Below are 14,440 nucleotides of genomic sequence, written 5' to 3' on the forward strand. Positions count from 1 at the left end.
TGGAGATTCCTATGAAATTGACCCGGGTATTCCTGTTTAAATAGAGCATAGCAAAACAGTTCCCAAAAGCGTGTTTATTTCAGTGTTAAAATTACGATTTTTTTCTTTTTCTTCTCATCGACTCTCCTTTAAGCTCAACTCTGTGAGCAGAGTGTACCAATCGATCTAAAATTGCATCTGCTATGGTTTGTTCTCCGATAATCTGATGCCAGCTTATTATAGGGAGTTGCGAAGCTATAATTGTTGATTTTTTTCCGTGTCTATCTTCAATAATTTCCATAAATGCTTGTCTTTTATTGTTATCAAGTTCTTGTAGGCCAAAGTCGTCTAAGATGAGTAAATCTTGTTTTTCTATTCGATCGACTTCTTTAAGGTAAGAACCGTCTGCTTTTGCTAGTTTTAGTTTAGCAAAGAGTTTATTGATATTATAATACTTCACTCTATATCCTTGAGAACAGGCTTGATATCCTATTGCAGAAGCGATAAAACTTTTACCAACTCCCGTACTTCCTGTAATCAATATATTTTCTTTATTCTTGATAAATTCACATTCGGTAAATCTGATAAACTGATTTTTATCGATAGCCCTGTTAGGATCATAAATGATCTCTTCTATGGCCGCTTGATATCTAAATTTAGCAGCTTTTGTGAGTCTTTCTATTCTTCTATTATGCTTATCATCCCATTCAGATTGTAATAGATAAGCGATTAATTCATCATTGGTATAATTCCCGTGATTAGCTTCAAGAGTTGTAGAAAAAGCCCTATGCATCCCATAAAGCCTTAACTGTTTCATTTGTAATAATGTTTGTGCATTCATATCTGCTTATTAATTTTAATTATTTGTAATAGTTTCCTCCTCTAATGTTAGTATGCTTAGGGATATTAGATTCTGTATTGGTATCTTCTTGTATAGCATCCAGTCCTTTTTCCAGTATACTTTTAACACTTTGGTAATTGATGCGTTCATAATCTNGCATCCCATAAAGCCTTAACTGTTTCATTTGTAATAATGTTTGTGCATTCATATCTGCTTATTAATTTTAATTATTTGTAATAGTTTCCTCCTCTAATGTTAGTATGCTTAGGGATATTAGATTCTGTATTGGTATCTTCTTGTATAGCATCCAGTCCTTTTTCCAGTATACTTTTAACACTTTGGTAATTGATGCGTTCATAATCTAGGGCTCTTTTACAAGCATTATCTAAACGATCTTTACCTACTTTTTTGGCTAATCCCAGTACGCCAGCACAAGATTTATAAGATTGTTCTGGATGTTGTCTTTTAGCAAGCAACAGAGTGATAAAAGTTTTACAATGGTCGCCTATGGCATCTGCCCAGTTTAAAAATTTCTCTGGATTCCAGTCTGCTACATACCGATGAGTTGAAGGCATATGGGAAGGATCTGTAGTATATCCATATCTTTTTAATCCTCTTTTATGCAGGGCTATCCGTTTTTGTTTTAAGTAAATCTCAACAGTATCCTTAGTGTAAATAATACGTACCTTTTTACCAATATAGTTGTAAGGAACACTGTAATGATGTTTATCTTTACTGATATAGATATGAGAAGTTTTATAAANAGTCTGCTACATACCGATGAGTTGAAGGCATATGGGAAGGATCTGTAGTATATCCATATCTTTTTAATCCTCTTTTATGCAGGGCTATCCGTTTTTGTTTTAAGTAAATCTCAACAGTATCCTTAGTGTAAATAATACGTACCTTTTTACCAATATAGTTGTAAGGAACACTGTAATGATGTTTATCTTTACTGATATAGATATGAGAAGTTTTATAAACAGTACCCATTACATATTGTCGTAATCTGTATGATTCTACTGGTAAGGCTGTTAATTCTTGTTTCTCTATAGATTCAAACAACTCTAAACGAGAATAATTTCTAGATTGAAAGTTAGTTTTGTTATGTACCACGGTATGTTCTAATATAGCAGTATTTAAAGCTCCTAATGTATAAAAATCAGTAGCCCCTAAAGGAGCAAATACCCGTGTGTAAACAATTTTTACAGCATTCTCTACTAATGCCTTATCTCTTGGTCGATAAGCTCTTGTAGGCAGAACTGTAGTGTTATAATGAGTAGCCATTGCTAATAAACTCTCATTAAGAATAGGCTCATATTTACTACTCTTAGTAACTGCTGACTTTAAATTATCCGTTACAATTGCCTTAGGAACACCTCCATAAAAATTTAAAGCATTGACCATACAGCCTATAAAATCTTCTCGTTTTTGTGAAGGACAGGCTTCTACATAAGTGTAACCACTAGCTCCTAAAACAGCAACAAAAACTTCTAGCTCTTTTACTTCTCCTGTCCCAGGATCGATAATTGAGAGTTTCTTACCCGTAAAGTCAACGAACATTTTATCTCCTGCCTTGTGATTAAATCGCATTACAGGGCTTTGATTACGACTCCAAGCTTTATAAAGATGACAAAATCTGGAATATGACACAAGATCAGGATACTTTTGAAGATAGCTCTCCCATACCAGATAACGAGTGACGCCAACTTTCTTAAGCTCTTTGTTTACTATTGGAAATAAATCAAATAGATAAGAATGACGTGTAGTAACATGAGTATGGTCGATATCCAAAAGAATACGGAGTTCCTCAAAGGTCAGTGCATCTACCTCTTCACTGGTCAGTTTACTCTTAATCAATAAATCAAGGTACTTGCGAACTGTATTACGGGAGATCCCTAACCGCTTACTGATTTTTCGCTTACTAACCCCTTGGGTATAGAAACGATATAACTGCTTTATTTTTCGCATATCTAAGTGTGTGTTTGCCATGGTTATTGTGATTACGTATAACCATACAAGTTATTTAATACACACACTTTTGGGGGTGGGTCAATTTAAACAAGAATAGGTGGGTCAGTTTAAATAGGATTTACTGGGTCAATATAATAGGAATAGGTGGGTCAGTTTGGCAAGAATTTCCACTACCTATGAAAACAATTTATTCGAGATCAATAGGCGGCAAGATTCACTAGCTACAGTCTTAGAAAAAAACTATCCCAAGTATTACCAACTTAAACATGATAATAGTATTGTATCGGTCGCTGATATTCAAAAGAAGTTAAATGAACGTACAACAGTAGTAGAGTTTTTTACTGCTGATAGTAGTACGTATGTGTTTACGGTTTCTAAAAATAAGATGGCGGTGCAGGAAGTATCCACTCCAGATCTTACAGGTCAGATAGAAAAATTAAGAGAGGCCATTACTTCGCGAGAGTTATCTCATTATAAAACAATAGCCCATGAATTGTATACTACACTTGTTCATCCGATCAAAGGTCAATTTATAGGGGATGAACTTATTGTCGTTCCCGATGGCCCACTATGGCATTGTAATTTTGAGTTGCTACTTACTCAAAAAGATGTTTCTAATAACCCTACAGCCCTATCGTATTTGCTTAAAGATTATGCGATCACCTATGCCAATGCTGCAAACCTGTTATTCGCCAAATCCAGAAGTGAAGACCCTATAGAAAAGAGGCAAGAATGCCTGGCATTTTCATTTTCAGAAGGAGATCAAGTAACATCAACAAACACCATGAGTATGGCAACGCTTAGAGATGCAGGTGGTGACTTACCGGGCACTCGTAAAGAGATCAAAGCCATCTCAGATATTATCGATGGGCAGTATTATTTTGGATCACAAGCCATAGAAGCTAATTTTAAGCAAAATGCAGGACAGTACACTATTCTTCACCTGGCTTTGCATGGTGAGGTAGACAATGAACGGCCAGAGAACTCTAAACTCTATTTTACCAAAAGCAAAGATACTATAGAAGATAATTTACTCTATAGCCATGAGCTTTTTGCCTTGGATATTCCTGCAGAGCTTACAGTTTTAAGTGCTTGTAATACAGGAACTGGTAAAATTGCCAAAGGCGAAGGGATTATGAGTTTGGGCAGTGCTTTTCAGTATGCAGGGACCAAAAGCCTGCTATTGACCCGTTGGGAGGTATCAGATCAAACCACTCCGAAGGTGATGAAATATTTTTATACCAATCTTAAACAAGGCATGAATAAAGCCAAGGCCTTGCAACAAGCCAAATTACAATATCTTGCTACAGCAGATATCAATCGTACACAGCCTTTTTATTGGGGAGCATTTTACCTGGTAGGAGATGCAGCACCCATGCATTTTGAGAGTACATCATTATGGTATTGGATTTTGGGATTAGGGATTGTGGGAGTATTGTTATGGATAGGATTTTGGTATAAAAGGAGAAGGATTTGAATTATAGACCTCACAGGTTTTTAAAACCTGTGAGGTCTGCTCATATCTAAATATTAAGAGTAGATCCCAGCCTATGCTGGGATGACAAGAAAAAAGAATAATATAGGAAATCGTAAAGAGAGAGACTGTCATTCCAGCGTAGGCTGGATTCCATAATAATATATTCAAAATTGGATTCCAGATCAAATCTGGAATGACAAATAGGATACGATAGGTTTGAGATGTATATTTCTGTATTTTTATGCCTTAAGCTTCGGTCATCAGACTTCTGGCATAAAAAAACAAGAACTCATGAAAATATTTGGGCATCGTGGTGCGGCTGGCTTAGTTGCCGAAAATACATTAGAATCTATCAAAGAAGCCTTAAAGCATAAAGTAGATGGTATTGAGATTGATGTACATCGTTGTAAAAGTGGGGAGCTAGTTGTAATACATGATGAAACCTTGCATAGAACCACTACCGGAAAAGGAAACGTATCTGACTATACTTTGCTAGAATTAGAACAATTTACTACCGAAGAAGGATTTATGATCCCTACACTAAGTCAGGTGTTAGATCTGATTGATGGACAATGCACGCTCAACGTAGAGTTAAAGGGAAAAAATACCGGAGTCATAGCGGTTACTTTGTTAGAAGCACATATCAGAACTTCAAAATGGGAATATGACGATTTTATCATTTCGAGTTTTGATCATACACAGTTATTTGAATTGAAAACGGTAACCTCAAAATTTAAACTAGGGGTACTTACCGAAGATACTATAACCAAAGCTTTGCCCGTTGCAAAAAAACTGAAAGCTTTTTCTGTACATCCTCCTATTTATTCACTAACTCAAGATGAGGTAAATATGGCTAAGGCAGAAGGATATATGGTGTATGTGTGGACTGTGAATACTACAGAACTTATCCAGCAATCAAAATCATGGAAAGTTGATGGTATCATCACAGATTTTCCGAATTTTGCGTCATGAACTATGATGTAATAATTGTTGGTGGAGGTGCGGCTGGTTTTTTTACAGCGATTAATCTGGCAGAACATACTCCAGAATTAAGAATTGCCATTTTAGAACGAGGCAAAGATGTCCTTTCTAAAGTACGCGTATCTGGTGGAGGGCGATGTAATGTGACCCATGCAGAATTTATTCCTAACGAACTTACCAAAAATTATCCCAGAGGTGAAAAGGAGCTCAAAGGGCCTTTTCATACATTTATGACTGGTGATACTATGGATTGGTTTGATCGTCGCGGAGTAGCCCTTAAAATAGAAGAAGATGGTAGGGTATTTCCAGTTTCAGATTCTTCAGAGACTATAATTAATTGCTTTTTATCAGAAACAAAACGATTAGGGATAAAAATTTTAACCGGTCATGCCGTTAAGCATTTTGATCAAATAGAAGAAGAGTGGACCATTGAAACGAGTCAGGGAACATTTACTGCTACTAAACTTATGATTGCAACAGGTAGTAATCCCAAAATATGGAAGATACTACAGGATTTAGGACATAAAACAATAGCAGCAGTTCCTTCATTATTTACCTTTAATATCAAAGATTCTAGAATTAAAGCCTTACCAGGAGTAGTGACAAATGCATCAGTGCAGGTTAAGAATTCAAAATTATCCAGTGAGGGGCCTTTACTGATTACTCATTGGGGGATGAGTGGCCCTGCAATTTTAAAACTTTCGGCATGGGGAGCAATCGAACTCAATAAAAATGAGTATAATTTTGAGATTATTGTCAATTGGCTTCAGCATTATACTCAGGAAGAAGTTTTAGAAATGCTTAAGGAATTAAAGAATCAATATCCAAAACAACAACTATATACTTATGCCCAATTTGATCTGCCAAAGAGGTTATGGCAGAGCCTGGTGTTAGCTTCAGGAATACAAAGTGACACTCGTTGGGCAGATGCAAATAAAGTACAGTTTAGAACACTTTCTGAACAATTGACCAGAGGAATTTTTAAAGTAAACGGAAAAAGTACATTTAAAGAAGAATTTGTAACCGCTGGTGGAATTGATCTTAAAGAAGTGAATTTTAAAACCTATGAAAGTAAGAAATATCAGAATTTGTATTTTGCAGGAGAAGTACTCAATATAGATGCGATAACAGGAGGGTTTAATTTTCAGAATGCATGGACCGGAGCTTTTATTGCTGCAAAAGCAATAGCTTCTAAAGAATAATTTCAATATTCTTTTCACTCTGAGGCTCTCGACAGAATCACACATGCTAATGGTTCATTGTTGATAATGAGATATAAACGCATGTCATCCTGAGCCCTTCGACAAGGCCCTCCTGAGCTTGTCGAAAGACTCAGTGTAAAACCTGTCGAAGGATAGAATTAAATATAAATAAGAACAATGAAAACATATATAGCATTACTTAGAGGAATAAATGTTAGCGGCCAGAAAAAAATTATAATGGCAGATCTTAAAATAATGTTTGAAGAATTAGGATGCACTTCGGTTAGTACCTATATTCAAAGTGGAAATATTGTTTTTCAACATAAAAAAGATATGTTGACATTGACCGATATCATCAAAAAAGAAATTTTAACTCAATTTGGTTTTGATGTCCCAGTATTAGTATTAACTCGGGAAATGTTAACCACTATTTATGATAATAACCCATTTTTGAAGCGACTTGAAGCTAAGGAAATTGAGGAAAAAAAAATGTATTTTACTTTGCTTTCCAGAATGCCGGATCATAAAGATATAGAAGATGTAGAATCTACCACTGCACGTTCAGGAAATGAAGAGTTTGTCATAGCAAAAGATGTGGTGTATTTTTATGCGGCTAATGGATATGGAAAAACCAAATTGAACAATAATTTCTTTGAGAAAAAACTGCAATCTACAGCGACTACCAGAAACCTGAAAACAGTAATCAAACTACTGGAATTAAGTAAATTAGATTAAAAAATTAAGTTATTTTGACTTGCGATTTTCCGTAATTTTTTGTAAATTAATAGGGTTTAACTAACACCTTGTTAACTATGAAAAAAATTACACTTACCCTTACCTTCATATTTTTATTCTGTGGTATTGACCACGGATATGCATTCAGCGAAAAAGATCCTATTAAAAAGCTATTGGTGGATTATATCAATAAGATGAATGCTTTAACGCAGGGAACTCAAAAAGAAGATGTTCTAAATTTATTCGATGATAAATATAGTGGAAATACAGTCTATGTAAATTTATCCGGAGCCTTAGTGAGAAAAAATTATGAAAAAGAAGATATCGCTTCTCAGTTAGATGATATTATTAATGATGATAATTATAGGTTTAAATTAACGGTAGAGAAAATTGTGTTTCAAAGCCAAAAAGAAAGAGCTGGCACTATCTCTGCGGTGATTAATTTTGAATCCTATATCGAAAAAAAAATTGCAGAAAAAGGAACCATGTTAATGGATGTAGTTGGTATACGAGTTAATGGCGGTTGGAAAATTGTTCAAAACAATATGGTTAGAGTTTCTGAAGCAAAAGATATTGGTGAATGTATTTGCTATGTATATGAAAAAGGGACTACAAAATTTGTTACAGAGGTCTATTTTCCATCCGGATTAGAATACAGCCAGGCTCTTGGAGCTTTTCAGGTCACGACCAAAAACAATAAACGGATTATCAAATCGGATAACAAAGAATTTTATTGGAACAAAGACACGGGAAAATTAACACTCAAAGGAGGACAAATTGGAAAAGCAAACAATCCCAGAAAAGCAGTAGAATTTGTACTAAAAGATTTATACAAAGAATCCTGTGTAAATATTGTATTTAACTAAGAAGTGAGACCTGTTTTGAAAATCCACCTTGGTGGGCTTTCAAAATGAGTGAGACAAGATAATCCCGCTCTTTGGCGGGATTATTATTGTAGTAGATATCATAATTCATTTGTGCCCTTCAACTTGTTTTAGTACGAAACATACCCATCAATAGTGCCAAAAAGTAGATATTCATATATTTTTAGCCTTCTAAATAATGGTCTGATCTTTTAGAAAACCTCTCCAGGAAATTTCGATAGCCTGATTAATGTGTTTTTCCTGAAGATTGACCTGCTCATTTTCATGGATTTTTACAAGAGATACAACATTACCAAAGAATAACTCTTCCATGACCAGAGTATTATACGATTTAAAAACCTTACGTTTTATACCCATTTTAAAATAACTTTCTATTTCATTATAATATTGTCTAGCTTTATCCTTCAAGGATTGAGGGATTTCTGGCGAACGTGCGATTTGTTCAGAAAATATAAAAGCAAGTGGATTATTGACAAAATAATAAAACAGATTAAGCCACATTACTGTAAATTGTTTTTTAATGTCATCCTCTGGGATATTTCTCATAACCACTGTGCCAAAATCTTGGGTAAGCATCAAATAAAGTTCTGTAATGATTTCTTCTTTATTCTTAAAATGATGATATACGGTTCCATTAGCCACGCCTGATTCTTTAATAATTTGAGAAAGAGAAGTGGCATTTATGCCTTGTTTAGTTATTAATTCTAGAGTAGTCTGTAGGACTATTGCTTTTTTACTCATAAAATGATATTCCTTATTCCTTAGTTTAATTTAGTTGCCATATGCCGAAATTTAATGCGGTCGCAAAAGCAACCCAAACAACGTAAGGGATAAGTAGGTAAGCGGCGGTAGAGTTTACTACTGTAAACCATTTAATGGTGAACAGCAATAGGATAAATAGGGCTATAATATCCAATAGTGCAATTAATGGGTTTTGTAGTCCAAAGAAAAAAATGGACCATGCAGCATTAAGTAACAATTGAAACCCAAAATGGTATAACGCAATTTTTACCCATTTATGATAAAAACCTTTGCTCCAAACAATTCCTGCTGAAATACCCATCATTATATAGAGTACAATCCACACGGGTCCAAAAATCCAATTTGGAGGAGTGAAAGAAGGTTTGTTTAATGCTGTATACCAAGTGTCAATTGAAGTTTGCGTAGCAATACTACTCAAAAATCCAATAAAAACACACAATAATACAGAAATACCAATACGAAATAACTTTTTTTTCATTGAAATAAGTTAGTGCAGTACTAAAATAGCAATTTATTTTCACTAGCAATACGGTTTAAATATACTATAGCACTTATCTTTGCTAAAATTTATTACATATCATGACAGATTATCCCGAGTTTGCGTCATCCAAAATTTCAGAATTACCAGAAGAAGGAACCATAAGTTGCACCTCACCCAGTAATATTGCTTTGGTAAAATATTGGGGTAAGCGTCCAGTTCAACTGCCAGAAAATGCATCCATTAGCTTTACATTGGATCATTGTAAAACAACGACAACCTTAAGATATAAGAAGCTAGATAGTGCTTCAGAATATTTTGATTTTGATTTATTTTTTGAAGGAAAACCAAAACCAGACTTTAAACCTAAAATTCAAAACTTTTTTGATAGAATTCAGAAATACCTTCTTTTTTTGAAAGAATATAAGTTTACGATAGAAACCAGTAATACATTTCCGCATAGTAGTGGTATTGCTTCTTCTGCTAGCGGAATGAGTGCTTTAGCATATTGCCTGATGCAATTAGAAAAAAAAATAAACCCAGATATTTCTGAAGCAGAACTTCTTCAAAAAGCTTCATTCTTGTCTCGTTTAGGTTCTGGTAGTGCTTGTCGAAGCATAGAAGGGCCAGTAACGGTTTGGGGAAAACACAATGATATTGAGGGAAGTAGCGATGCATTTGCAGTCCCTTTTCCTTATACTGTTCATCAAAACTTCGATACATATCAGGATACAATTTTATTAATAGATAAAGGAGAGAAACAAGTAAGTAGTACTGTTGGTCATGATTTGATGCACGGCCACCCTTTTGCTACAAAAAGATTCGAACAAGCTTCGGGTAATATTTCAAAGTTGAAGGAGATATTAATTTCTGGTGATATCGATACTTTTATTGAAGTTGTAGAAAGCGAAGCCTTTACATTACATGCAATGATGATGACTTCTCTGCCTTATTTTATATTAATGAAACCTAATACGTTATCTGTAATTCAGAAAATTTGGGAATATCGAAAAACAACAGGGTCTAAGGTTTGTTTTACATTGGATGCCGGTGCAAATGTTCATGTTTTATATCCAAATTCTGAGAAAAATGAAGTTTTAGATTTCATAACCAGCGAGTTAGTTGCTTATTGTCAGAATGGTCAGTATATTTGTGACAAAATAGGATGGGGAGCAAAAATAGTGTAACTTTATCCTAATAGGGGAGACAAATTTAGATAGAACTCATATACAAATCATCTATTGAGTCAGTATTGTTGAGTAAATCTCAACAAAACGTAGTAATGATAGAATTTATGAGAAATGATAAACAATAAAAAGAACAGATGAAAGGACCATTATTTTATTCTAAAATACTTTTGTTTGGAGAGTATGGTATTATTAAGGATTCCAAAGGTCTTTCTATACCATATAATTTCTTTAAAGGAGCACTAAAAGTATCCGATACACCAGATCAGGAAGCTATCGAATCCAATGCTCATCTTAAAAATTTTGCTACCTATCTTGAAGGAGTTCAAGATCAAGGGGTAGTAAAGTTTGATTTTGAAAAACTATATACAGATATTAATTCTGGGATGTATTTTGATAGCAGTATTCCGCAAGGATACGGTGTGGGAAGTAGTGGAGCATTAGTGGCTGCGATTTATGATAAGTATGCAGAAGATAAAATAACAGTTTTAGAGAATCTTACTCGTGATAAATTATTAAAGCTTAAGGCTGTTTTTGGACTTATGGAGTCTTTCTTTCATGGTAAAAGCTCTGGTTTAGATCCGCTTAATAGTTATTTAAGTTTACCAATCCTTATTCATTCTAAGGATGATATAGAACCAGCAGGAATTCCTTCGCAAAGTACTGTAGATAAAAAGGGAGCGGTTTTCTTGTTAGATAGTGGTATTGTAGGAGAAACAGCTCCTATGGTAAGCATCTTTATGGAGAGTATGAAACAAGAAGGTTTTCGCAATATGCTAAAAACTCAGTTTGTTAAGTATACAGATGCTTGTGTAGACGATTTCCTTAAAGGAGATGTTAAGTCTTTATTCTCGAATATAAAAGAACTTTCACATGTGGTTTTGCATAATTTTAAACCAATGATTCCTAAGCAATTCCATAAGTTATGGCAGCATGGGATAGAAACTAATGATTATTACCTCAAATTATGCGGTTCAGGAGGAGGAGGTTATATTTTAGGCTTTACCCAGGATTTTGATAAAGCACAAGCTTCACTTAAGGATTATAAACTAGAGGTAGTTTACAATTTTTAATAAGCATTACCTATGCTTACCAGAAAAAACAAACTCATTCTTCTTAAATTATTGAGTTTATTTTCTATTGTTAGAGGGTACAATATCCTTATCATTGTTCTTGCACAATATCTTACTTCAATTTTTATTCTGGCTCCACATATTAGAATTCGGGATGTTATTCTGGATCCAAATCTATTTGTTATTGTTTTAGCTTCTGCAGGAGTAATTGCAGCTGGATATATTATTAATAATTTTTATGATAAAGAAAAAGATCTCATCAATAGACCACAAAAAACGATGTTAGACAGGTTGGTGAGTCAGCGTACAAGACTCACAGGGTATTTTGTACTTAATTTTCTCTCTGTGGTTTGTGCTAGCTATGTTTCGTTTCGAGCTGTAATCTTTTTTTCGTTGTATATTTTTGGAATCTGGTTTTACTCTCATAAGCTCAAGAAATTTCCTATCATAGGTAATATTATAGCATCTTTATTGGCGATAACTCCATTTTTTGCAGTATTTATCTATTATAAAAACTTTGATGAAGTTATTTTTGTTCATGCCACGTTTTTATTTCTAATGTTAATCATGAGAGAAATGATCAAAGATCTGGGGAATTTAAGAGGAGATTTTGCGAATAATTATAAAACAATACCCATTGTATATGGAGAATTAATCTCTAAAAGGATATTAAGTGTTTTAATTTTGGCTTCCTGGCTTCCTATTTATTTACTACTCACTCGATATGAAGTTGGATACATGTATCTTTATTTTTATGCATGTATAATACTCCTTTTTGCTTTTCTTTTAGGACTGTGGAGATCAAAAGGGAGAACACATTATGTTTGGCTACATAATATCTTAAAGCTAATTATTGTCTCGGGAACATTCAGCATTATATTAATTGATGTGAATATAATTTTAGATAAGATTTTATGGTAAAAAAAAAGCAGCTGCAATAAATACAACTGCTTTGCATGATCATAAGAGGTTAAATTTATGCTCGGGGCTTTAAGATTTTTAAAGAAATTCTAAATATTTTACTACCGATATTTGCAATTTCTGAATCTATTTTTTTGTAATTCAATCTTGATTTTACGTAGTTTTTTACCGTACTTTCTTTTGTATCTACAGATAATACTACGATCTCACCTTCACCATTTAAAGTGAATTCGATTTTAGCGTTAAGTGTATCATTTTCTACAAGAATCTCTGGACTTTCTAAAAGGACAGCGATTTGATTTCTTAACTGTTGCTCAGAGTTGATAGGATTATCATTAGAAGCAAAAATTTGCGTCGACCCTAATACGAATACTGCGAATAAAATTGTTAACTTTTTCATTTTTGTTGTTTTTTAGATTTGAGTATTTAAATATGTTTTTTTCTAATTTTATATGACAAATGTAGTATCGAATATTCATGTGTTTGAGCATTTTACTTTACCATAACGTATTCCAATCATTACGATTAGGTAAAAAAGAGTATGTTTTAACGTAAATTAAACTTTGAGGAATAAATAGTTTTTATATGTTTACTTTTTAGGAATGGATATGAAACTTAAGATTGGATATGACATCCTTAATATTTACAGTAGAATACTATCAATATCTTGTTTTTTGGAGGTGTTCTAATGTTAGGTTAATGTTAAGTTGAGGTTTTGCAGTAATGCTAATGAATTGAATTAATGCGTTGTAAATCAGTTTTTTACATATTAATAATTTGTTAACCTTAGACGAGATTTCCTGAGAAATTTGAAATAAATAACTTAGAAATATATAGGAATGCTATATAATTCTTGGAAATAATAAATTTTAACTAATGAAACCGACACGATTAAAATAATCTTTAAGAATTACAAAAATGATTATTTTTAATCGTCAAAGATTCCATCTGACCTCTAAAACAATAAAATAAACTGATGAAAGACCAATTATTAACGGTTGCACTTGCTCAAATCTCCCCTGTCTGGTTAGATAAGGGAGCTACAATTAAAAAGATTGAAAACTCAATAGTAGAAGCTGCTTCTAAAAAAGCAGAACTAGTCATTTTTGGTGAATCTTTGCTACCGGGATATCCATTTTGGGTATCACTAACGGATGGAGCGCAATTTAATAGTACAGTTCAAAAAGAAATTCATGCACATTATGCTCAGAATTCTATTGTGATAGAAAATGGAGATTTAGACTCTATTTGTGATCTTGCAGAGGAGCATAATATTGCTATTTATTTAGGAATTATAGAACGACCTTTGGATAGAGGAGGCCATAGTTTGTATGCTTCTTTGGTATATATTGACCAAAAGGGGGAAATTAAATCGGTACATCGCAAATTACAACCGACTTATGAAGAGCGTTTGACCTGGTCTCCGGGCGATGGTAACGGACTTTTGGTACATCCATTAAAGGAATTTACTGTGGGAGGATTAAATTGTTGGGAAAATTGGATGCCCTTACCTAGAGTAGCATTATATGGTCAAGGAGAAAATCTGCATATTGCCGTATGGCCAGGTAGTGATTATAATACAAAAGATATTACCCGTTTTATAGCAAGAGAATCACGTTCATATGTGATTTCTGTTTCTAGTCTGATGCGAAAAGAAGATTTCCCATCAACAACACCACATTTGGATGAAATATTAAAGAAAGCTCCCGAAATTTTGGGTAATGGAGGTTCGTGTATAGCTGGGCCAGATGGAGAGTGGGTGTTAGAACCCGTTATCAATAAGGAAGGTCTTTTGATTGAAACCTTGGATTTTAACAGAGTATTACAGGAGCGTCAGAATTTTGATCCAGTAGGTCATTATTCTAGACCCGATGTTACTCAATTACACGTGAATAGAGAACGACAAAGTACAGTTCGTTTCAACAAGGAATAATTGTTAAACCTAT

Annotated in this window: 15 protein-coding genes and 1 pseudogene; 9 read left to right on the forward strand and 7 right to left on the reverse strand. The window is 33.8% G+C overall.

The features are described 5' to 3' along the window. Window positions 1-91 precede the first annotated feature (91 nt). The 4 genes and pseudogenes from istB to istA all read right to left on the reverse strand — a co-directional run bounded on the left by istB (window position 92) and on the right by istA (window position 2,812). Window positions 92-820 carry an IS21-like element helper ATPase IstB gene (gene istB, locus FOF46_RS14605; protein ID WP_143916971.1) on the reverse strand — a complete coding sequence of 243 codons (729 nt, stop codon included), beginning with the start codon at window positions 818-820 and terminating at the stop codon, window positions 92-94. 227 nt (window positions 821-1,047) lie between these two features. Further along, window positions 1,048-1,395 carry a hypothetical protein gene (locus FOF46_RS14615; RefSeq protein WP_143916973.1) on the reverse strand — a complete coding sequence of 116 codons (348 nt, stop codon included), beginning with the start codon at window positions 1,393-1,395 and terminating at the stop codon, window positions 1,048-1,050. Window positions 1,396-1,416: 21 nt separating this feature from the next. After that, a pseudogene (locus tag FOF46_RS33070) lies at window positions 1,417-1,566 on the reverse strand (Mu transposase domain-containing protein); the annotation flags it as partial. Between the two features lie 10 nt (window positions 1,567-1,576). Further along, entirely contained in the window at window positions 1,577-2,812 is a 1,236-nt protein-coding gene (gene istA / locus FOF46_RS14620) for an IS21 family transposase (RefSeq protein ID WP_244299625.1), read from the reverse strand. Between the two features lie 136 nt (window positions 2,813-2,948). On the opposite strand from istA, the gene FOF46_RS14625 reads away from it, so the two are divergent. The 5 genes from FOF46_RS14625 to FOF46_RS14645 all read left to right on the forward strand — a co-directional run bounded on the left by FOF46_RS14625 (window position 2,949) and on the right by FOF46_RS14645 (window position 8,055). Continuing rightward, window positions 2,949-4,271, forward strand: a complete 1,323-nt coding sequence (locus FOF46_RS14625) for a CHAT domain-containing protein (RefSeq protein WP_143916974.1) — start codon at window positions 2,949-2,951, stop codon at window positions 4,269-4,271. 291 nt (window positions 4,272-4,562) lie between these two features. Further along, the gene (locus FOF46_RS14630) at window positions 4,563-5,243 is read left to right on the forward strand and encodes a glycerophosphodiester phosphodiesterase (RefSeq protein WP_143916975.1); all 681 of its coding nucleotides are present in this window, start codon (window positions 4,563-4,565) and stop codon (window positions 5,241-5,243) included. Next, window positions 5,240-6,454: a BaiN/RdsA family NAD(P)/FAD-dependent oxidoreductase gene (locus FOF46_RS14635; protein ID WP_143916976.1), complete on the forward strand. Its 1,215-nt coding sequence runs from the start codon at window positions 5,240-5,242 to the stop codon at window positions 6,452-6,454. Before FOF46_RS14630 ends, FOF46_RS14635 begins: the two co-directional genes overlap by 4 nt. Window positions 6,455-6,631: 177 nt before the next feature. Continuing rightward, window positions 6,632-7,189 carry a DUF1697 domain-containing protein gene (locus tag FOF46_RS14640; protein ID WP_143916977.1) on the forward strand — a complete coding sequence of 186 codons (558 nt, stop codon included), beginning with the start codon at window positions 6,632-6,634 and terminating at the stop codon, window positions 7,187-7,189. A 77-nt stretch (window positions 7,190-7,266) separates the two neighbouring features. Further along, the gene (locus tag FOF46_RS14645) at window positions 7,267-8,055 is read left to right on the forward strand and encodes a hypothetical protein (protein WP_143916978.1); all 789 of its coding nucleotides are present in this window, start codon (window positions 7,267-7,269) and stop codon (window positions 8,053-8,055) included. 189 nt (window positions 8,056-8,244) lie between these two features. Here the strand turns inward: FOF46_RS14645 and FOF46_RS14650 are convergent, their stop codons facing one another. After that, window positions 8,245-8,814 carry a TetR/AcrR family transcriptional regulator gene (locus FOF46_RS14650; protein ID WP_109434196.1) on the reverse strand — a complete coding sequence of 190 codons (570 nt, stop codon included), beginning with the start codon at window positions 8,812-8,814 and terminating at the stop codon, window positions 8,245-8,247. 25 nt (window positions 8,815-8,839) lie between these two features. Further along, on the reverse strand, window positions 8,840-9,313 hold the full coding sequence (locus FOF46_RS14655) for a TspO/MBR family protein (RefSeq protein ID WP_109434195.1): 474 nt from the start codon (window positions 9,311-9,313) through the stop codon (window positions 8,840-8,842). A gap of 101 nt (window positions 9,314-9,414) precedes the next feature. Here FOF46_RS14655 and mvaD point away from each other — a divergent pair, with 101 nt between their 5' ends. The 3 genes from mvaD to FOF46_RS14670 all read left to right on the forward strand — a co-directional run bounded on the left by mvaD (window position 9,415) and on the right by FOF46_RS14670 (window position 12,494). Further along, on the forward strand, window positions 9,415-10,500 hold the full coding sequence (gene mvaD / locus FOF46_RS14660) for a diphosphomevalonate decarboxylase (RefSeq protein WP_143916979.1): 1,086 nt from the start codon (window positions 9,415-9,417) through the stop codon (window positions 10,498-10,500). Between the two features lie 137 nt (window positions 10,501-10,637). Beyond that, window positions 10,638-11,573, forward strand: a complete 936-nt coding sequence (locus tag FOF46_RS14665) for a mevalonate kinase family protein (RefSeq protein ID WP_109434193.1) — start codon at window positions 10,638-10,640, stop codon at window positions 11,571-11,573. A gap of 12 nt (window positions 11,574-11,585) precedes the next feature. Then, complete coding sequence (locus FOF46_RS14670; protein WP_109434192.1) at window positions 11,586-12,494, forward strand: geranylgeranylglycerol-phosphate geranylgeranyltransferase; 909 nt, start codon at window positions 11,586-11,588, stop codon at window positions 12,492-12,494. 55 nt (window positions 12,495-12,549) lie between these two features. On the opposite strand, the gene FOF46_RS14675 is transcribed toward FOF46_RS14670, so the two are convergent. Further along, window positions 12,550-12,894, reverse strand: a complete 345-nt coding sequence (locus FOF46_RS14675) for a hypothetical protein (protein WP_109434191.1) — start codon at window positions 12,892-12,894, stop codon at window positions 12,550-12,552. 576 nt (window positions 12,895-13,470) lie between these two features. Here FOF46_RS14675 and FOF46_RS14680 point away from each other — a divergent pair. After that, window positions 13,471-14,427 (forward strand): carbon-nitrogen hydrolase family protein, encoded by a 957-nt coding sequence (locus tag FOF46_RS14680; protein ID WP_109434190.1) that lies wholly within the window; start codon window positions 13,471-13,473, stop codon window positions 14,425-14,427. Window positions 14,428-14,440: the final 13 nt, after the last annotated feature.

The sequence above is a fragment of the Aquimarina algiphila genome (assembly GCF_007489275.1).
In the GTDB taxonomy this organism is placed as follows: domain Bacteria; phylum Bacteroidota; class Bacteroidia; order Flavobacteriales; family Flavobacteriaceae; genus Aquimarina; species Aquimarina algiphila.